Origin of the sequence: Tamlana sp. 2_MG-2023 (assembly GCF_030548465.1) — a bacterium.
In the GTDB taxonomy this organism is placed as follows: Bacteria; Bacteroidota; Bacteroidia; order Flavobacteriales; family Flavobacteriaceae; genus Pseudotamlana.
In genome coordinates, this window is sequence record NZ_JAUOSF010000021.1 from 1 (window position 1) to 19,634 (window position 19,634).

General features: G+C 34.4%; 19 protein-coding genes and 1 pseudogene. 15 read left to right on the forward strand and 5 right to left on the reverse strand.

Going from position 1 to position 19,634, the window contains the following annotated elements:
- The first annotated feature begins 409 nt into the window (after positions 1-409).
- From Q4566_RS16495 to Q4566_RS16545, 13 genes and pseudogenes are all read left to right on the forward strand, one after another.
- Entirely contained in the window at positions 410-586 is a 177-nt protein-coding gene (locus Q4566_RS16495; RefSeq protein ID WP_303423580.1) for a hypothetical protein, read from the forward strand.
- 50 nt (positions 587-636) lie between these two features.
- A complete protein-coding gene (locus Q4566_RS16500; protein WP_303423582.1) occupies positions 637-1,158 on the forward strand; it encodes a hypothetical protein in 522 nt (173 codons plus the stop codon).
- Positions 1,158-1,997: a lipopolysaccharide assembly protein LapB gene (locus tag Q4566_RS16505; protein WP_303423584.1), complete on the forward strand. Its 840-nt coding sequence runs from the start codon at positions 1,158-1,160 to the stop codon at positions 1,995-1,997. The genes Q4566_RS16500 and Q4566_RS16505 overlap by 1 nt, the downstream gene beginning before the upstream one ends.
- Before the next feature lie 277 nt (positions 1,998-2,274).
- The gene (locus tag Q4566_RS16510; RefSeq protein ID WP_303423586.1) at positions 2,275-2,799 is read left to right on the forward strand and encodes a GNAT family N-acetyltransferase; all 525 of its coding nucleotides are present in this window, start codon (positions 2,275-2,277) and stop codon (positions 2,797-2,799) included.
- 528 nt (positions 2,800-3,327) lie between these two features.
- On the forward strand, positions 3,328-6,483 hold the full coding sequence (locus Q4566_RS16515) for a leucine-rich repeat protein (RefSeq protein ID WP_303423588.1): 3,156 nt from the start codon (positions 3,328-3,330) through the stop codon (positions 6,481-6,483).
- A gap of 323 nt (positions 6,484-6,806) precedes the next feature.
- The gene (locus tag Q4566_RS16520; protein ID WP_303423590.1) at positions 6,807-6,971 is read left to right on the forward strand and encodes a hypothetical protein; all 165 of its coding nucleotides are present in this window, start codon (positions 6,807-6,809) and stop codon (positions 6,969-6,971) included.
- Positions 6,972-7,156: 185 nt separating this feature from the next.
- A complete protein-coding gene (locus Q4566_RS17065; protein ID WP_368506611.1) occupies positions 7,157-7,279 on the forward strand; it encodes a hypothetical protein in 123 nt (40 codons plus the stop codon).
- Positions 7,280-7,281: 2 nt separating this feature from the next.
- On the forward strand, positions 7,282-7,443 hold the full coding sequence (locus Q4566_RS17070; protein ID WP_368506610.1) for a hypothetical protein: 162 nt from the start codon (positions 7,282-7,284) through the stop codon (positions 7,441-7,443).
- A gap of 54 nt (positions 7,444-7,497) precedes the next feature.
- Positions 7,498-7,890, forward strand: coding sequence for a hypothetical protein (locus tag Q4566_RS16530; protein ID WP_303423592.1), 393 nt, complete (start codon positions 7,498-7,500; stop codon positions 7,888-7,890).
- A 143-nt stretch (positions 7,891-8,033) separates the two neighbouring features.
- Positions 8,034-8,497: pseudogene (locus Q4566_RS16535) on the forward strand (alpha/beta fold hydrolase); the annotation flags it as partial.
- Between the two features lie 7 nt (positions 8,498-8,504).
- On the forward strand, positions 8,505-8,768 hold the full coding sequence (locus Q4566_RS17075) for a cupin domain-containing protein (RefSeq protein WP_368506612.1): 264 nt from the start codon (positions 8,505-8,507) through the stop codon (positions 8,766-8,768).
- Between the two features lie 186 nt (positions 8,769-8,954).
- The gene (locus Q4566_RS16540; RefSeq protein WP_303423594.1) at positions 8,955-10,067 is read left to right on the forward strand and encodes a peptidoglycan bridge formation glycyltransferase FemA/FemB family protein; all 1,113 of its coding nucleotides are present in this window, start codon (positions 8,955-8,957) and stop codon (positions 10,065-10,067) included.
- 104 nt (positions 10,068-10,171) lie between these two features.
- Positions 10,172-10,555, forward strand: coding sequence for a VOC family protein (locus Q4566_RS16545; RefSeq protein WP_303423596.1), 384 nt, complete (start codon positions 10,172-10,174; stop codon positions 10,553-10,555).
- A 16-nt stretch (positions 10,556-10,571) separates the two neighbouring features.
- Here the strand turns inward: Q4566_RS16545 and Q4566_RS16550 are convergent, their stop codons facing one another.
- On the reverse strand, positions 10,572-11,171 hold the full coding sequence (locus tag Q4566_RS16550; RefSeq protein ID WP_303423598.1) for an MCP four helix bundle domain-containing protein: 600 nt from the start codon (positions 11,169-11,171) through the stop codon (positions 10,572-10,574).
- A gap of 270 nt (positions 11,172-11,441) precedes the next feature.
- Here Q4566_RS16550 and Q4566_RS16555 point away from each other — a divergent pair, with 270 nt between their 5' ends.
- A complete protein-coding gene (locus tag Q4566_RS16555; protein ID WP_303423600.1) occupies positions 11,442-14,288 on the forward strand; it encodes an ELWxxDGT repeat protein in 2,847 nt (948 codons plus the stop codon).
- A gap of 97 nt (positions 14,289-14,385) precedes the next feature.
- A complete protein-coding gene (locus Q4566_RS16560; RefSeq protein ID WP_303423602.1) occupies positions 14,386-15,141 on the forward strand; it encodes a UDP-2,3-diacylglucosamine diphosphatase in 756 nt (251 codons plus the stop codon).
- A gap of 290 nt (positions 15,142-15,431) precedes the next feature.
- On the opposite strand, the gene Q4566_RS16565 is transcribed toward Q4566_RS16560, so the two are convergent.
- The 4 genes from Q4566_RS16565 to Q4566_RS16580 form a co-directional block, all read right to left on the reverse strand.
- The gene (locus Q4566_RS16565) at positions 15,432-16,700 is read right to left on the reverse strand and encodes an MFS transporter (protein ID WP_303423604.1); all 1,269 of its coding nucleotides are present in this window, start codon (positions 16,698-16,700) and stop codon (positions 15,432-15,434) included.
- Positions 16,701-16,824: 124 nt separating this feature from the next.
- Complete coding sequence (recJ, locus tag Q4566_RS16570; RefSeq protein ID WP_303423606.1) at positions 16,825-18,516, reverse strand: single-stranded-DNA-specific exonuclease RecJ; 1,692 nt, start codon at positions 18,514-18,516, stop codon at positions 16,825-16,827.
- Positions 18,517-18,534: 18 nt separating this feature from the next.
- Positions 18,535-18,957, reverse strand: a complete 423-nt coding sequence (locus Q4566_RS16575) for an OsmC family protein (protein ID WP_303423608.1) — start codon at positions 18,955-18,957, stop codon at positions 18,535-18,537.
- Between the two features lie 100 nt (positions 18,958-19,057).
- On the reverse strand, positions 19,058-19,630 hold the full coding sequence (locus Q4566_RS16580) for a uracil-DNA glycosylase family protein (protein ID WP_303423610.1): 573 nt from the start codon (positions 19,628-19,630) through the stop codon (positions 19,058-19,060).
- Positions 19,631-19,634 lie beyond the last annotated feature (4 nt).

Here is a 19,634-nt window from a genome sequence, read left to right on the forward strand (position 1 = left end):
TAATTCTCTTGGGGCTAGCCCCAAGAGAATTAAAAACAGTAATTTTAAACTAGTTTTAGAAAATTAAGCAGTTCTAATATGGGGAAGCTTACAGAACAACTGGATAGAAATAGCAGAATATCTTACGCATTGGATAGCATAAAAACTTGCCCTAATAATCGCTATATTTCATTGGGCAGTTAGTATTAAATTTAAGCAAAAGTGCTATTAATTAACCCACCAAATCTTTGATTTGGTTCTTAAAGAAAAAAAGAAAATAGAACCTAAGAAATATAAAAAGAGTAATTTACCACAAAACATTTGACTTTTTTCTCGTTTGCGGAATCGTAATCTGATTTAAAAAGTTTGCATAATAAATAGCTCACCGAGTTTACACCAACGCTGAAAACTTCAATAAGAATAAGACTAAATGAGAAAACAAACAGAATATTTGGTAATCGGAATTGGGATAGTTTCAATTTTAGCTGGAATATATGGAGGCGTTCGAACTGGAGAATTAATGGATTCTGTAAGTGGAGTTCTGATTGGAATAACACTAATAGGAGCCATAATTATAGAACGAAATAGAAAAAGTAAATCGAAATAAAAACAACGAAAGCCGTATATAATCTGTTGTAAGCCATTTAAACAAAACGAATGAAAAAATCATTTTTAGCAATAACTTTACTATTCTTATTTTTTTTCAGTTGTCAAACCGAGAAAAAAATTAATAAAAAAAAAGAATACTTGCGTTGGGTTGGAGATATAGAACAAAATAAACAGATTGACGAATTGGAATATAAAGTTTGCAATGGAGACGATAAAATTCTTCAATATTTCAATGTAGGTAAAGGACCAACTTATTTTGGAGAAAAATCAAGAATTTTAAATACATTCAAAACAAATTATAAATCAATAGCAGACAAAAAAGAAAATGGACTAATAAGAATACGATTTATTGTAAACTGTAAAGGGAAAGCAGGAAGGTTTAGAGTTTTACAATCGGATTATGATTATCAAGAAAAACAGTTTGACAAAGAAATCGTTTCTCAGCTTTTAAACATAACCAAAGGAATTGAGAATTGGGAAGTTTTAAAAATAAACCAAGTACCATTAGATTATTATACCTATCTAATATTCAAAATAACAGATGGACAACTAACAGAAATTTTACCTTAATGAAATACTTTAACTTTTTAATTGTACTAATTTCATTTTCAAGTGTATTTTCTCAACCAAATTGTGAAGCTTATAAATATTTTGGAGATACCTTAAAATACGAAGCTTGTAAAAAAGCAGAACAAATTAAAAATCATTATCAATTTTCTAAAAAATTTCAGAAAATTTTAGATGAATCAATATTGATTGATTCAACATTTGCATATGCTTACCGTGAAAAATCTGTCGCATATTTAAAAAGTGGAGATTTTATCACCTGGAAAAAGTTAATGGATAAAGCTGTTAAATTTGACTCAAAAGACAATCTTGGTTATCGAGGTTGGTGTAGATACCAATTCTTCCGAGATTACGAAGGAGCTATTAAGGATTTAGAGAAATTGGATAATTTAGTAGACTATGACATTGGACATTCCATAAATGGAACGTATCATTTGAACATTGCTAAAGGTTTGTGTTATAAAGGAATTGGGGAAAAAGAAAAAGCTATAAAAATTATTGAAAACCAAATAAAACTAAACGAAAAGGAAGATTTCGTTGGAGCATATGATTATTTACACCTTGGAGCGCTTTATTTAGAAACAGAAAGATTTGAAAAGGCAATTAATGTGTTTAAGAAACAATCACAAACAAATGAATTAGCGGAAAATCAATACTATTTAGCTTTGACTTTCCTGAAATTAAACAAACCTGACAAATACAAATCTTGTTTAGAAAAAGCAACGGAACTTTACATTGGCGGAAGAAAAATGTCAGACCCTTATTCAAACCCAATGGACAAAGTATATTTAAAAAACATAGAAGATGAATTAAGGACAGCTTACAATAATGACTATAAATAACAGCAAGTACGTACTACTTTAACATCTATTAAAAAAACTATTGCAATTACATTTGAGAATGAGATTGAAATAGATTCAATTATTATTTAAGCAGATAATGATGTACTAAAATAACAAAGTAATTAAACGTTATTCAAAACCTTTCAAACCTATAATTTAAGCCAAAATTACAATAGGCAATACACAAAATGCGAACTTTGCAATCCCTACCCTACCGCTTATAAAAATGTTAACCAGTAGATTAAAAAACACAATCGTAATGATTTAATACCTAAAAGTGGAAACAAAAAACTATAAACTTCAAGAAATAAAGCCTTCGGATATCAATAATATTCACAAAGGATTATCGAATCCTGAAATAACAAAATATTATGATGTACACTTTTCTACACTAGAGGAAACAGAAGTACAAATGCAATGGTATCGTACCTTAATAAAAGAAGGTACCGGAATATGGTGGGGCATTTATGATAAAACTGATAAGCAATTTTGCGGTGCAGGCGGATTTAACAACTTAAATAAAACGCATCAAAAAGCAGAAATTGGTTTTTGGCTATTAAAAGAATATTGGGGGAAAGGCATTTTAGCAGAAATCATGCCGAAACTATTTGATTTAGGTTTTACCCAACTAAACCTAAACAGAATTGAAGGCTATGTAGCTAGTAAAAACATAAAATGTAAAAGCGCCTTAGAGAAAATTAATTTTCAGTATGAAGGCACAATGCGAGAATGTGAAATTAAAAACTTAAAGAAAATAAACGTTGATTTTTATGCTGTTTTAAAAAGTGAATGGAATAAATAAACGATCGAACAACGAAACCATCCCATAAGAAAAACACCCAGTCAAACACACTACAAAACTAAAAGCTAACTGGCACTCACACACCATTAAACCAATTTGAAAAGGAGCTACCAAAAAGAATAAAAACATAGTGTTGTGACTAAAAATTATTATCACAATATTGGGTTTGCGCTAGCCCCTAGGATAAACAAAAAGCTTTTGAATCTGGATAAAAACTGGAGCTAGAGATAAAATATTAAACCCAACAATAACTCCATGTCACATTCTAAAATAACAAGACTTAAACCTCTAAATAAATTTTAATAAAATAGCTTAAAAGTTGAATTAATTACAGACTAAGGTAAAAAAAACACGACAACTAGCATTTTTTTAACAAAAAAAGTAAGACTTTATTTGTTAAAAAAATCGATTTTACATCTTAAAACATTACTCCAGACCGCGTCATTATTGAGGCGGTTTTATTATTTAAAATATTACAAAAACCAATGAATAAATAAAATACATTTGCCTCAACCAAAAAATCTACATATGATGAAAAAATTACTATTTATTTTATTTACTATTGTGCTATTCGGGAATACCGCCCAAGCGCAATTACCACACGTTTTAACCGACTACGAAGTCTATATTTATCAAGGTGAAATTGTTTTTTACGAAAGTTCTCACACCTCTATTATTATCCCTGAGTTTTTACAAGGGCAGACCATTACTAGTATTAGTGGCTATGCTTTTAGTAACGCCAATTTAACAAACGTTACGCTTCCTAGCTCAATAACGTCCCTTGAAGAGAATGCTTTCAGAAACAACCGATTAACAAGTATTTCAATTCCTAATTCGGTGACTTCTATTGGAGCAAATGCTTTTGCTGATAATCCAGGACTTACTTCAATTACTTTACCAATACCAACCGAAGCTGGAAGCTGGAATACTGGTGCTTCTGGTGCCACAGTATCGGATTTAGGAATAGCATATGGATATAGTTTTTCTAACCCGTACACACCAAACGATAATCAATTTAGTTTCGAAGATGGAAAAATTCTATATTATAATGGAAACCAAAAAAACATCAACATCCCAGAAACCATTAACGGCGAAACAGTAACCGCTATTGGTTCCTACGCTTTTTCTCATAAAGACTTAACAGGTATTACCATTCCTAATACGGTAACTTTAATTGAAAGTTCTGCCTTTAGAGACAACCTATTAACTACCATTACCATTCCTAATTCGGTTACTTTTATTGGAGGTTCTGCCTTTAGTAACAACCTAATAGAAACTGCTACACTTGGAAATGGACTAACCACTATTGAATATAATGCATTCAATAATAATCTATTAAAATCAATTGCTTTCCCTAATTCAATGTTAAACATCGACGGGTATGTTTTTAATAATAATGATCCGTCGTTTACTTCTTTTACTCTACCTACTCCAACTGTTCAAGGAAATTGGAACACAGGCATGTCTGGTGATCAAGTAGATTTAAACACAAAATTTACATTTATTGCCTCTAACTATGCCGCAACAGCTAATGATTTTGCCTTTAAAAATGGAGAAATTACAGATTACTACGGACCTGGAGGAACGATTATAATACCAGAAACTATTAATAATGAAACAGTAACTGTTATTAGTGATGATGCGTTTTATAATAAACAATTAACAGGAGTTACCATTCCTAATACTGTAACTCGTATTGAAGAGTATGCTTTTGACAACAATATGTTAACTGACGTTATTTTACCAAGTGCATTAACACATATTGGAGAAGATGCTTTTTACGACAACCAATTATCCAGCATTATCATACCTAATTCGGTAACATATATTGGTGAGTATGCTTTTGATGGCAATAACTTATCTGAATTCACTCTACCAACACCAGCAATCTCAGGAAGCTGGAACATGGGTAATAATACCTCTGGAGAGGTTGTAACAGATTTAGACGAATCGTACATTTATTCGTCTGGCAGCTATACCCCTTCTAATAAGGACTTTGAGTTTGAAAACGGTGAAATTACAGATTATTACGGTCCTGAAGGAAATATTACGATACCTGAAACTATTAATGGTGAAACAGTAACTACTATAGGTGAAGATGCTTTTTCCTATGCCGGTTTAACAAACGTAACCATCCCTAATACGGTAACTATTATTGAGGATGATGCGTTTTATAATAATGAGTTAACAAGTATTAGCCTTCCCAATGCATTAACCTATATTGGAGATAATGCCTTTGAAGGAAACATGTTAGATGCTATTATTCTACCAAATACAGTAACATTTATTGGAGATGAAGCTTTTTATGACAATAACATATCTGAATTTACTCTACCAACACCAGCAATCTCAGGAAGCTGGAACATGGGTAATAATACTTCAGGAGAGGTTGTAACAGATTTAGAACAGGAATATGCATTCAGCGTAACTAATTACACACCTACTGCTAATGAATTTAAATTTGAAAAGGGTGAAATCATCGCTTATTTTGGCCCTGGAGGAAGCATAATCATTCCAGAAACAATTAATGGTGAAACAGTAACTGCTATTGGTTATGAAGCCTTTTATGATAAACAATTAACAGGAATTACTATTCCTGATACAGTAACATTTATTCGAGATTACGCCTTTGAAGACAATATGCTAGATGAAGTTATTTTACCTACTAACTTAACCTTTATTGGAATAGGTGCTTTTTCTTACAACCAATTAGAAAGTGTTAATATTCCAAACTCAGTAAAAACGATTGGCGCGTATGCATTTGAAGATAATGCTTTAACAAGTGTAACTATTTCTAATGCTGTAACCTCTATTGAAAGAGGTGCTTTTTCTTATAACCAGTTAGAAAGTGTTCATATTCCTAACTCAGTAAAAACGATTGGGGCATATGCATTTATAGATAATATTTTAAAAAGTATTGCCATACCAGATGGAGTAACTTCCATTGACAAGGGTGCTTTTCAGTCTAATGAATTAACAAGTGTTAGCATTCCTAACTCAGTAACATTTATTGGGATATATGCTTTTGCATATAATGATGAACTGCTTACTTCATTTACTTTACCTACTGCACCAGTAGTTCCAAGTTATTTTGTTGCCGATGGTTGGGTTTCAGGTTCAGGTTCTACCCACGTAGACGGAGCAATAGTAAGCGACTTAAACGACTCTTATTCTTTAAATATAACCCAAAACAACGCTGTTTTAGTGAGTATATTAATAGAAAATGTAACCGGTAATTTAGACATTACTGGAGGTCATACAAACACATATAACAATGTGACATCGGTTAACTTTCTTGTTGCAAAGGGCGATAACTTAGTGTTAACTCCAGAAGCTGACGGGTATACTTTTAACCCAGGCAACTTAACGATTACTAATATTCAAAACTCTGTATCTCATGTTTTTAAAGCTGAAGAAGTGTTAAGTAGTGATGACATCACTGAAGAAACTAGTATAAATACTTTAAAAGCTTACCCAAATCCATCAAACGGTATGTTTACCTTAGATTTAGGAACAGTTGAACCTACAAGTATTCAAGTTTTTGATATGAATGGTCGTTTGGTAAAAACGTTACCTAACCAAAGTAAACAAACTGTAAATTTAAATGTTGATCATGGCGTTTATATCATAAACATCATGTCATCACAAGGATCAAAACAACTTAAAGTTGTAGTGACTCAATAAATTAATTTACATATTACATTAAAACTAAACCGCTTCAGAAATGAAGCGGTTTTTTTATGAAAAACATCCAAACCCGCATACCACAAACCTTCTAAGCACTACGTTAACAGTTGTTTTCAAGATGAACAAGTGCAATTACATGAAGCATCAGTTATATTTGGCATAAAAGCGCTTACTTTGTTAAATCAATTACCTTAAAAACCAATGCATATGAAGAACATATTTTAGACGCTATTAAAAACGCTTCTAGTGGAAAAATTGCCGAAGGCAATGTTGGCGGAGGCAAACAACTTCACCTCATTCCTCGTCCAAATGCAAAAATTATGACAAATAAAGTCGTCCATTTTGCCTTAGCGACCTCCCAAATAGACATATTTATAGCGCATCTAGAAACTTTAAATATGGATTACTCTGATTGGCTGAATACACCTAATAAAGACTACATTCGAAAAGACAATATTAAGCACAGGCTTACATCGAAGGGCTAAATAAAACCAAGGCCACCTGGTCGCAAATTAACATATCGGAATTAGAATTTAATCCTAATCTGAAACATGGCTATCGAAAAAGAACAGATCTTGAACCCGATTTAATAGATGCCATCGACAAAATGAAAAAGGCCAACCATATGGTGTAGGTATTTCCCATGTGGTGGTATGGCTCACCTGCATTGATGAAAGGTTTTATCGACCGAACCTATCTTCCTGGTATAACTTATCAACCCATAGAAGGCAAACCATTACCTAAAAAGCTCTTGAAAGGGAAATCGGCACGCCTACATGGTACGATTTTTTAATCATGAAAAGACCCGCTATAAATCAGTTCAAAAAAGGGACTTTACAGTTTTGCGGAATAAATCCTGTTAAAGTCACTTATATTGCTACCATTAAAAATTCAACTTCAGCCTTTAGGAGCAAATGGTTGAAAAAAGTATCTTTATTGGGAGAAGGTCTGCATTAACTTTTAGCAACGAAGTATGATTTTCTAATTCAACCTTTTCAATATATTAAAGTCATGAAAATTCAACTCATAATCTTATTAACTTTAATGTTTGCATGTAAAAAAAACGACGTAAACAATAATAAAATAATAAACGAACCAAATACCATTGTTCAGGATAGTTTGAAAATAACACAAAATATGCTTCTAGAAAAAAGTGATGCTACAAAAATTTTAGGTAAAGCTATTAAACAAGAAAAAATACTTCTCGATGATTTATACGGTGAATTTAGAGGAAATATTTATTATAAATATAGCGAACTAGAAAGACAGAGTAAATCCATATATATCGAAGAAGTTACTTGGGAAAAAGATGATAAGAACTACTTGACTATTTGGTATGAAGTAGAAAACAAAAAACTAATACCAAAAGCTTACTTGATTTGGGATAAGCAATCTGAATTTTAAACAGCATTTGTAACACCACATAAAGCGCATAATTGTTTTTCTACTCACCTACAAGCAAACAGGTTCGGTTATTTTTTCTAATTTAGTGTTTAAATCGTGCAACGCCTTCATATACAGATATATTGACAATAATTAGAAAAAAAATGAAAAGATATTTAATCACTTCCTTACTCATAATTTTGACCATTCAAGTTTCTAACGCACAACAGGAAAAACTAGAATGGCTGGATATTGAATTATCTAATTATGAATACCCCTTTCCTGTTAAAACGCTCAACTTAAAAATACAACAACAAGACTTAAAAATGGCTTATATGGATGTTAAGCCAAAAAACTACAACGGTAAAAACATTGTGCTTTTTCATGGAAAAAACTTTAATGGTGCCTATTGGAAAACCACTATTGAAGCCTTAACATGGAAGGTTTTCGTGTGATAGTTCCAGATCAAATAGGTTTCGGAAAATCGTCTAAACCCGAACATCTACACTATACATTTCAACTCTTGGCACAAAACACCAAAACATTATTAGATACTTTAAAAGTAGAAAAAACCGCTATTTTAGGGCATTCTATGGGAGGCACGTTAGCGGCTAGGTTCGCCTTAATAATACAGCATTTCTGAATGGTGGCTTGAACCTAACTCGGACGGACCTGGTGCTCATCAACACGAAGACAATGATGAAATATTTCATGGCATAGAAGGAGCTACCTCTGTACTTGTAGGCGACAAATGGTTTGAAGTTGGTAAAGGAACATTTTTAAGAATACCTGCAAAAACAATTCACGACTTTACAAATAGGTCAAATGAAAAATCAGGTTTGCTCAACTTTTTTATTCCAGGTGGATTTGAAAGAGATATGCCCTCTATTGTAAAATAGTTTAAAGAGAATGAATAAAAACGCAAAATATGCTAATTGGAATTATAATACGTGTTGCCGTAGGAGTCTTGTAAAAAATATTATAGAGATTTCGTTTAAGGAAGGACCAACAATAATTTAAGCAGGAGCACCAATAGATTTCATATTCCTTATTTGATTTTTTAGTTTTGCAGCAAAAAAGGATAAATGATTTGTGAATTAGAGCATAAAGATTTAAACAAATTTAAAACAACAAATATTTTACCTCAAACGCCTTTTTGGGGTCATTTAAAGAAAAACCAAGGATTTCTACCTAAGGGATTTGAGTTAACCATTTCTAAAGATCTGTTAGTTAGTGGCACCAATACCCTAGAAAAAATTGGTGAAGATATATTAGTACTCATTAAATATATTGACCAGAATACTTGTTTTGCCTATGTACCATACGGACCAAAATTAGAACCCACCTTTGAAAATCAAGGGGTTTTTCTAGAGCAATTATCAGAATCTATCAAGCCAAAACTCCCTAAAAATTGTATTTTTATTCGTTATGATTTGACATGGAAAAACCAATGGGCCGTGGAGAAAGACTATTTCGATAGTCGTGGAAATTGGATCGGTCCGCCCTCAACCAAAATACAGGAATACCGCGTTAACTTCAACACGGAACATTGGAATTTAAAAAAAAGCATTGAAGATAGCCTTCCTAAAAACACTTTTTTCTTGGATCTAACTTTAAATGAGCAAGATTTACTGTATAACATGCGCTATAACACGCGTTATAACGTAAGAAATGCTAATAAAAAAGGCATTAGAGTACGAGAATATGGTGTTGACTGTATTGGTGATTGGTACAAATTATACGTAGATACCGCAACTAGACATAACATGCCGGTTCAAAGTCAAGATTATTTTTCTTCCATTTTACAAAATCAAAATAATAGCAAAAAAGGCGTGAACATTAAAATGTTAATGGCTGATATTGATGGTGAATTTCTGTCATCCATGTTTTTAGTTTTATCAAAACAACGAGGAACTTATTTATATGGGGCATCTACATCTTATAAAAACAACTTAATGGCCAGTTATGCCCTGCAATGGGAATCTATAAAATTGGCTAAGCGTTTAGGATGTACAGAGTACGATATGTTTGGTTCGGCGCCTAACTTAAATCGGAGTCACCCCTTGCATGGCGTTCATATTTACAAGAAAGGATTTGGCGGCAACCTGTATCATAGAATGGGCTGCTGGGACTACCCTTACAATAAAAAAGTATACGATTTATATAGGCTAGAGGAAATGAAAAACATGCAGAACTAATATGTCTTCACGAGTGGTTTTTCCAAAAATTATAACACATATACTAGACCATTAATATTTCGTTTTTATTTCTCTATTTTTAAACTAAAAACCAAAAAAATTCCATGCTAGACTTTTCAATCAATCATATCGCGCTTTCCGTAAAAGATGTTAACGAGGCTGTAGATTTTTATCAAAGGGTATTGAGGCTAAAAGAAATTAAGAATACGGCTTCAGGTTCAAAAACCAGGTGGCTCATACTTGGTGAAGGCAAACAACTGCACTTAATTCCGCGTCCAGATGCTGAAATTAAAACCAATAAGGCCGTTCATTTTGCTTTAGCGACGTCACAACTAGACACCCTAATACAGCATTTAGAAACCTTAAAAATTGAATATTCCGATTGGATGGATACGCCTAATAAAAACTACATCAGGCAAGATAAGATTCGCCAAATTTACTTTCAAGACCCTAATGGGTATTGGATTGAAATAAACGATGATGTTTAAAACAAAACTCGTAGCCTTAATCTTTCTCTTTAGGCTTATACATCACGATCACCTGAATTACAATGGCCAAGAAAACCAATATAAAAATCTCAATTTGGGTAAATAATTCAACGGCATTTAGTGCACGTCTACTTATAGACGCCTGCCTACTCCCTTCACTAAGTTGAATTTTTGATAAATCGTCAAGGTTTGTTTTTAAAGCTTCGATGTGCTTCACTAGGGCTGTTTTGTTTTGCTGATTTGACTTCAAAAACTGATTTTCAGCAGTTACTAATAATTGAACATTATCTTTTAAATTCCTAAAAACCTCAGCTTCATCTCGTGTTAATTTTGTTTCCTCAAAACGAGAGACTAGAGTGTGCAAATGGTCGTTAACATTAGCATTTTCAGTAGTAAAAAAAGTAGAATCTGAAACTGCCACCGCGAGTTCCTTTTCCTGAATCGATTTAAGCATTTCAAAAATTAAATCGCTAGCAATAACGCGGTCTTCATAAATGGTAACCACCGAATCACGCACGCGTTCAAAATTATTCTTATCTATTAAATTGGTAGCCATAATGAGCACAAAAACCATTAGTATACCCAGAATCCATTTTAGCTTGTCATAAAACGTCATATTTTACCGTTTACTTTTTAGAAATTAATAACCTGACTTGCAAAGGTAGAAAAAAGCATGGATATTTTATTTCGTTCCCAAAAACCTACTAATTGTATTATTTATCAATAACAACTAAATTAAAAAATATTCAATAATAATTTGCCTTTAAATTCATTGATTATCTAACAATTCTTACACATATTTTCTTTTTTTTAGTATGTTAGCCCTTTAAACAACTAACTACAACTATGCGTACCTAACCATAAGCATAGTACAACCAATCAAGTTATGAAAAATACGATCTTAAGCATCTGTTTACTTTTTTCAGTCCAAATTATCTTTGGACAAGAAATAATCACCGACTTCTTTAATAAAACTGGAGATAAAAGTTCAATACCATCTGGTTTTGTTGAATTCAATCAGAAACTATTCTTCGCCGCTTCTACCGAAACCACAGGTCGCGAAATGTGGGTGTCTAATGGAAACCCAAATGAAGCGCATATACTGAAAGATATAAATCCAGGGTCAGAAATTGGCATTGAGGGGTACTTTTCCGATACTGCCGTAGTTATTAACAACACTCTATATTTCGTAGCTAATGACAACAGCTCAAATGGAGAAATTTGGAAAACAGATGGAACAACGAAAGGAACTGAAAAAGTAACAAACTTTTTAAATTCTAAAATTTCTAAACTTACTTTAATTGATAATCGTTTCTATTTTCTAATACAGAAGGACGACGTACTTCAAATCTGGCTAAGTGATGGAACTAAAGTGGGTACCAGAATCGTTAAAGACAATCTACCTATTTGGAATAGTCCAACCTTCCAAGGTAAATGTAATAGTACCTTTATTTTTACATTTCAACAAGAAGGAACAAACGATTCCAGGGTTTGGCGTAGTGATGGTACAGAAGAAGGCACTTATCCTATAACAGAAGGGTTAGATGGTAACGGAGGAAATTATGCTCTTAGCCAATACATTGAATTTAATAATGAACTTTACTTTGTAAGTAGAAATTATTTACATAAAACGGATGGGACTGCAGAAAACACAGTTGAAATTACAACATTACATGCGGCTTCTACAAGGTTAATTGACTATGCTGATGCTGTTGTAGCTAATGGAAAGCTATATTTCTCTTTTTTTGAAGCAGATTTTGGTAGATTATTTATATGGGAAACAGATGGCAGCAGTATTGGTAGCAAAATAATTTTTGATAACGAAGAGAATGGTTTTTTTGCACCCTCAAACCTACTAGGAGTTAATAATTCTTTAGTCTTTTTTGGTCCTAATGAAACTGGAAGCACATCTCTTTTAAGAATCAATTTATCTGATTATTCTGTTAACGAATTAATAGGGATTCAAGATGACCCTAATAACCAAGCATTTTTTGTTCCATTCTTAACCCAATCTTATATTCAATCTATAAATGAAGATAAAATATTTTGTTCTGCATATATTTACGGATCAGATAGGCTAGGCTTGATATCTGGCTTAACTGAAAGTACAACAAATAGTAATGCTGCACTTGATAATGTTAAAAATATCTACAACTTCCAGAACTCAATTTACTTCGCAGGAACGTCTGATTTGGAAGGCACTGAATTATGGAAATCGGATACAAATCATGAAAATTTTCAGCTATTAGATAATATCAACAAGAGTAGATATGGTCTGCCTGCCAGAAATAATTTAGTAGCGATAAATTCAAATTTAATTTTTAAGGCAAATGATGGAATAACTGGAGATGAACTATGGAGCTACAATGGTACAGAAGTCCTTTTATTAAAAGATATTAAAACTGGTTCTGAAACGTCCTTCCCGAGTTCATTTACATCCTATAAGAATAACATATACTTTTCTGCAAGAGACCAAACTCAAGGCTTTACATTGTGGAAAACAAATGGAACAGCAGCAAAAACAGAAATTGTAGACGGCGAGAATACCTCAGGAGCTAGTGTCCTAACCGTGTATAAAGATCTGTTATTTTTCACTATATATGACGGTCGTTATCACTTATGTAAATCAAATGGCAGCAATATAGAGGCCATAAAAGAGCTTGGCACTAACATCTATGGTAATCCAACATTTATTAACGAAACAAAGGTCTCAGGGGACTATTTATATTTTGTTAATACGAATACTGAGTTATGGAAAACCGATGGCACAGAGACAGGTACGACACTACTTAAAACCGCTAGTTCTTGCCGAAACCTAACCGATGTTAATGGTAAAATATTCTTTACAGCAACCGAGGAACATTCCACTGCATATCAACTATGGCAAACAGACGGTATGGAGACGAATACTAAATTAGTAAAAGATCATGACCCTGAACACTTCGCAGAAATTAAAGACCTTATTCCTTTTAAAGGATCTCTATTTTTTACCGCTATCTCTAATGAAAATGGGAAAGAATTATGGAAATCTGATGGTACAGAAAATGGTACTATTCAAGTAAGTGACATAAATCCAGGAAGTGAAAACGCCATTTCTAATCCGAACTTTTGTGTACTAAACGACGCGCTATACTTCAGTGCTACAGACGGAAAAAATGGTTTTGAGCTTTGGAAAACAGACGGAACAGAAGCAGGAACAAAATTAGTAAAAGACATTAATATAGGTTCAGGTGGATCCTTCCCTTCCGAACTTGTTGTCATTAATGACTTAATTTATTTTCAAGCCTATGATACTGCCCATGGGTTTGAATTATGGAAAACAGATGGAACAGAAGCAGGCACTATACTAGCTGCAGATATATACCCTGGTATTATCAGTAGCGCTCCAATCAACATCACATCTATAGATAACGACATCTTCTTTATTGCTGAAACTAGTAATAAAGGACAACAAATTTGGAAGCTACAATATGATACACTAAACACCAAACCAGAACTTTTAGGTGGGCTAGACACTACAAATGTTTACCCAAACCCTTTCATCAATCACATCCATTTTAATACAAACGCAAATGTTGGAGCCATTTCTATTTATAATTCAAACGGACAATTGGTTAGCACTCAAAAAGCAACAAACAACAGTCTTAATCTGTCACAATTCCCTTCTGGACTCTATATCATTAAATTTAATATAGACGGCAAAACTATTCACAAGAAAATTATTAAGAAATAAAACTCACTTAACCTAAAAATCAAACATCCATGCGCTCTTAGATGAGATTCCCAAACGACAAGAAGGCAGCAAACCTAGGAATTAGTATATTTGTGGCATGCAAATTCCCGAAGGAAAAAAAATATATTTTGCGTCCGATAATCATTTAGGCGCCCCAACAGCTGAAGCTTCACGACCACGTGAAAAGAAATTCGTAGCTTGGTTAGACGAGGTTAAACACGACGCCGCTGCAATTTTCTTGCTTGGCGACATGTTCGATTTTTGGATGGAATTTAAAAGCGTAGTTCCAAAAGGCTTTACAAGAACCTTAGGGAAACTGGCAGAAATTAGCGATTCGGGTATTCCAATTTATTACTTTGTGGGCAACCACGACCTTTGGATGAATGGCTATTTTGAAGAAGAACTAAACATTCCCGTTTACCACAAACCCAAAGAATTTACTTTTAACGATAAAACGTTTTTTATTGGTCATGGCGACGGTTTAGGCCCTGGCGACAAAGGCTATAAACGCATGAAAAAAGTATTTACAAATCCATTTTGTAAATGGCTATTTCGTTGGCTGCATCCCGATTTAGGCGTGCGTATGGCACAGCATCTTTCGGTAAAAAATAAATTAATTTCTGGTGATGATGACGCTAAATTTCTAGGCGAAGACAATGAATGGCTTGTACAATATTGCAAGCGTAAACTGGAAGAGAAACACCGCGATTATTTTGTGTTTGGACACCGGCATTTGCCTTTAAATATCGATTTAGAAAACAACTCAAAATACATCAACTTAGGGGATTGGATTAACTACTATACCTACGGTGTTTTTGATGGTGAGACTATGGCATTGGAAACTTATAAATAAAAAGGTTCTTTTCACAAATTTAAAGCCTATTATTAAACAAATCCTTGACGGCACTCGTTAAAAACGAGCGCTAGCATAAGGTTTGCGCGAAAATCTGTGGGAATCTGTGTAATCTCTGTCTAAAAAAAGCTCTGTGAGACTCTGAGAAACCTCTGTGAAAAAGCATCCAATCTCGAGTGCGCCTGTCTACCGATAGGCAGGCTCGAACACTGTTTTTAGCTGAAAATTTCAACGTCTTCCCAAGTCTTCCGTCATCGGTCAAAGTTTTCAATTCAACAATAAAACTTGCATTACTCTGCATTTTCATGAGCTTCCAAATCCTTAGTTAAGTCAAGTTTTCTAAACGATGGTGAAACAATACCTGTAGTAATTACGGTGAATAAGGTCATCGCACCTCCAAATACAACCGCTGTGGCAGCACCCATTAATTTAGCCGTTACACCGCTTTCAAAGGCTCCTAATTCGTTAGAAGACCCCACGAACATCGAATTTACCGAAGACACGCGACCACGCATATGATCTGGCGTTTTAATCTGTAAAATCGTCTGACGAATAACCATAGAAACCCCATCGGTGATTCCGCTGAAAAATAAAGCTAATAGAGATACCCAAAATATAGATGATAACCCAAATGTGATGATACTCAATCCGAAACCAAAAATAGCCACGAGTAACTTCATTCCGGCATTTTTACTAATCGGAATATAAGCAGTAATCAACATGGTAATAAATGCGCCTACTGCTGGAGCTGCTCTTAAAACTCCAAAACCCTCACTACCTACTTTTAAAATATCTTGTGCAAAAACAGGCAATAACGCAATAGCACCACCAAACAAAACGGCTACCATATCAAGCGTCATCGCACCTAAAATAGCTTTCGTTTTGAATACAAAACGCACGCCTTCTTTTAGACTTTCAACAACGGGCTCCCCTATTTTCGGATTTAAAACAGGTTTTCGGTCTATTAGAAGCAAAATAAAAAAGGACAGCATCACTAAGCCGAAAACAATACATAAAGCCCAATGCACGCCCATCCAACCAATGGCAAACCCACCAAAAGCAGGCCCTAAAACGGCAGCCATTTGCCAAACCGAACTGTTCCAAGTAGCGGCATTAGGATATACTTTTTTAGGCACGATAAGCGCCACTAAAGAAAAAATGGTAGGCCCAAAAAAGGAACGTAAAAACCCGCCAAAAAACACCAAAGCATACACTGAATATAGAATCGTATGCTTATCCCAACCAGCTACAATAACATCCCATGTTAATAAAAACAAGCCCAAACTTATCAGCGAAAAAGCCGCAATACAAAGCGCTAGTAGATTTCGTTTCTCCTTTTGATCGACAATATGTCCTGCAAACAAAGCCATAGTAAAGGCTGGAATAATTTCCATAAGACCAATAACTCCAAGTGATAGTGGGTCTTTAGTTAAACTATACACCTCCCACTCGATCACTATAAATTGCATCGTCCAACCAAAAACCAAAGCAAAACGGACCATTAAAAAAATATTGAATTCTTTGATGCGTAATGCTGCGTAGGGGTCTTTTTTTGCCATGTTCTAAATTCCTGAGAAGGCAGGAATCTCCTTTTTAATTAACACCTACAAGGTTTTTAAACCTTGTAAGATACTGTTGAATTTTATTTTAGGTTTCGCTTTTAATTTAAAATAACTCATTTTACTATTTGATATCCTTCAATCGCAACTGCAACGATACATTACCCTGCCATTCATTTTCATCAATAGCATAAATAGCAGAAAACGGCTTGCGGCTTGTAGCCAACTCTAACTTATCACCCAGTCCAAAACCAATACAAACAAACTGCTCTGAAGACTGTGGTTGTTTTACGGTTAATCTTAAATGAGTTTCGTCGGCACCAACACATTTTCCGTATCCGGTATCTGTTAGATTTTCGGTCATAAAAATGGGAGACATATTACTCGGGCCGTATGGTGCAAATTGTTTTAAAATGCGATAAAACTTAGGCGTAATCTCGTTTAAATCCAACTGAGCATCAATTTGAACCTCAGGTGTCAATAAATTAGGGTCTATAGTTTCAGAAACTACCTTTTCAAAAGCCGCTTTAAAGGCCACATAATTCTTTTCTTCAAGCGTGAGTCCCGCAGCATATTTATGGCCTCCAAACTGTTCAATATGTTCCTGGCACGCTTCCAAGGCATTGTAAACATCAAAACCTTTTACCGATCGTGCCGAAGCTGCTAATTTATCGCCACTCTTGGTAAAAACTAAAGTAGGTCTGTAATAGGTTTCGGTTAATCGAGAAGCCACAATGCCAATAACACCTTTATGCCAAGTTTCGTGGTAAACAACAGTAGTAAGGCGGTTTTGTTCTTTAAGAGCTTCGATTTGCTGAAGTGCTTCTTCAGTAATTTGTTTATCTGTTTCACGGCGATCTAAGTTATAGTCGTTAATTTCTCCAGCGTATTTTTCGGCCAAATCAGGATCTTGTTCAGACAATAAAGTCACCGCATAATTACCATGTTTCATACGCCCAGCAGCGTTAATTCTTGGAGCTACAATAAACACCACATCGGTAATGGTAAACTCCGTTTTATTCACCTGTTTTAAAATGGCTTGTATGCCAGGTCTAGGGGTACTATTTATAACCTGCAAACCAAAATAAGCTAAGGCACGGTTTTCCCCATTAATCGGGACAATATCAGCACCAATAGCGGTGGCTACAAGATCTAAATATTCGGTTAAATCTTCGGCTGTTTTTCCTTCTTTTGAGGCTAAAGCTTGAATTAATTTGAAGCCCACACCACAACCACATAATTCTTTAAAAGGATAATTGCAATCTTCACGTTTGGGGTCTAAAACGGCCACAGCATCAGGAATCGTATCGCCAGGTCTGTGGTGATCGCAAATGATGAAATCGATGCCTAAAGTTTTAGCGTATGCCACCTTTTCAATGGCTTTTACACCACAGTCTAACGCGATAATGAGTGTGAAATCGTTTTCTGAAGCAAAATCTATCCCTTTATACGACACCCCATAGCCTTCGCCGTAGCGATCTGGAATGTACGTATACACCAATTCATGTTTGGTTTTTAGGTAAGTAGACATTAATGCTACAGACGTTGTGCCATCTACATCATAATCGCCGTAAACTAAAATATTTTCATTGTTTTCAAGAGCTTTTTCAATACGTGCCACGGCATTATCCATGTCTTTCATTAAGAATGGATCGTGTAAATCTTCAAAACTAGGTCTGAAAAACTGCTTAGCTTCCTCGTAAGTTTCGATACCTCTTTGTACCAATAAACGTGCTAAAATAGGTTCAATTTTAAGGGTATCTGCTAAGGATTTTACCTTTTCAGAGGGTGGAATTGGTTTTAAAGTCCAACGCATTAATTAAATTCTGAAAAGTTAATTTTTATGAAAATGTGTTTGCACGTCTAATGCTGCAAATTGGCGAAACATCTCCATAACACCACAGTACTTTTCAACCGATAAATCTACCGCTCTTTGAAGTTTTTTTTCATTTAATTCAGCACCATAAAAATGAAAACTCATGATCACTTTATCATAAATCTTAGGATCTACATCGGTAAGATTAGCGTCGATATCTACTTTAAAATCATCAACCTTTAACTTCATCTTTTTAATTAATAAAGCCACATCTAAACCAGAACATCCAGCTAAGCCCGAAAGCATTAATGCCTTTGGTCTGTAACCTTCACCTTTTCCGCCGTTTTCTTCACCTGCATCTATAAATAAATTATGTCCTGAAGGGTTTGTGCTTTCAAATCGCATCTCGCCCAACCATTTTGTAGAAACCTGTACTGCCATTTTTTCTATTTGTTTTTTGTTGAAGAATCAAAAATACGACTTAAAACTAAAATGAAGTCATTCCCTACAGCATAATTCCACCGAAAAAGTCACAGAAATTTTATTCTAAAATCAGTTTTACACGTCGCCTCAACTCGGGCAGAACCTCAACCTCAAACCAAGAATTTTTAGTGAGCCAAAATCGATTTCGTGGTGACGGATGTGGTAACGGCAAAAATTTTGGTAAATAATCATTATAGTTTTTCACCGTTTCCGTCAAGGTTTTCTTGGCGGCCTGTCTTAAATAATATTTTTGCGCATACATTCCTATTAAAAGCACGAGTTCTACTTGATTAAGCTCATCAAAAAGGGCATCGTGCCACTGGGGCGCACATTCTTTTCGAGGTGGTAAATCGCCCGTTTTGCCTTTTCCGGGATAGCAAAAACCCATGGGAATAATGGCAAATTTACTGGCATCATAAAAATCTTCAACAGAAACATCTAACCATTTCCGCAGTTGTTTACCGCTGGGATCATCCCAAGGTATTCCTGAAGCATGCACTTTTGTTCCAGGTGCCTGACCTATAATAACGATTTTAGAATTTGGATGTGCACGAACAACAGGCCGAGGCCCTAGCGGTAAATGGTCTTCACAAATACGGCATTGCTTTATGTTTTCTAGTAACTGCTTCATAAGA

Coding starts and splice junctions, on each gene's coding strand:
- Q4566_RS16545 (WP_303423596.1), top strand. CDS start 10,172: ATGCTAGACTTTTCAATCAATCATATCGCGCTTTCCGTAAAAGATGTT.
- Q4566_RS17070 (WP_368506610.1), top strand. CDS start 7,282: ATGAAAAGACCCGCTATAAATCAGTTCAAAAAAGGGACTTTACAGTTT.
- Q4566_RS16580 (WP_303423610.1), bottom strand. CDS start 19,630: ATGAAGCAGTTACTAGAAAACATAAAGCAATGCCGTATTTGTGAAGAC.
- Q4566_RS16530 (WP_303423592.1), top strand. CDS start 7,498: ATGAAAATTCAACTCATAATCTTATTAACTTTAATGTTTGCATGTAAA.
- Q4566_RS16540 (WP_303423594.1), top strand. CDS start 8,955: ATGATTTGTGAATTAGAGCATAAAGATTTAAACAAATTTAAAACAACA.
- Q4566_RS16575 (WP_303423608.1), bottom strand. CDS start 18,957: ATGGCAGTACAGGTTTCTACAAAATGGTTGGGCGAGATGCGATTTGAA.
- Q4566_RS16500 (WP_303423582.1), top strand. CDS start 637: ATGAAAAAATCATTTTTAGCAATAACTTTACTATTCTTATTTTTTTTC.
- Q4566_RS16560 (WP_303423602.1), top strand. CDS start 14,386: ATGCAAATTCCCGAAGGAAAAAAAATATATTTTGCGTCCGATAATCAT.
- Q4566_RS16515 (WP_303423588.1), top strand. CDS start 3,328: ATGATGAAAAAATTACTATTTATTTTATTTACTATTGTGCTATTCGGG.
- Q4566_RS16550 (WP_303423598.1), bottom strand. CDS start 11,171: ATGACGTTTTATGACAAGCTAAAATGGATTCTGGGTATACTAATGGTT.
- recJ (WP_303423606.1), bottom strand. CDS start 18,516: ATGCGTTGGACTTTAAAACCAATTCCACCCTCTGAAAAGGTAAAATCC.
- Q4566_RS16555 (WP_303423600.1), top strand. CDS start 11,442: ATGAAAAATACGATCTTAAGCATCTGTTTACTTTTTTCAGTCCAAATT.
- Q4566_RS16495 (WP_303423580.1), top strand. CDS start 410: ATGAGAAAACAAACAGAATATTTGGTAATCGGAATTGGGATAGTTTCA.
- Q4566_RS16565 (WP_303423604.1), bottom strand. CDS start 16,700: ATGGCAAAAAAAGACCCCTACGCAGCATTACGCATCAAAGAATTCAAT.
- Q4566_RS16505 (WP_303423584.1), top strand. CDS start 1,158: ATGAAATACTTTAACTTTTTAATTGTACTAATTTCATTTTCAAGTGTA.
- Q4566_RS17065 (WP_368506611.1), top strand. CDS start 7,157: ATGAAAGGTTTTATCGACCGAACCTATCTTCCTGGTATAACTTATCAA.
- Q4566_RS16520 (WP_303423590.1), top strand. CDS start 6,807: ATGACAAATAAAGTCGTCCATTTTGCCTTAGCGACCTCCCAAATAGAC.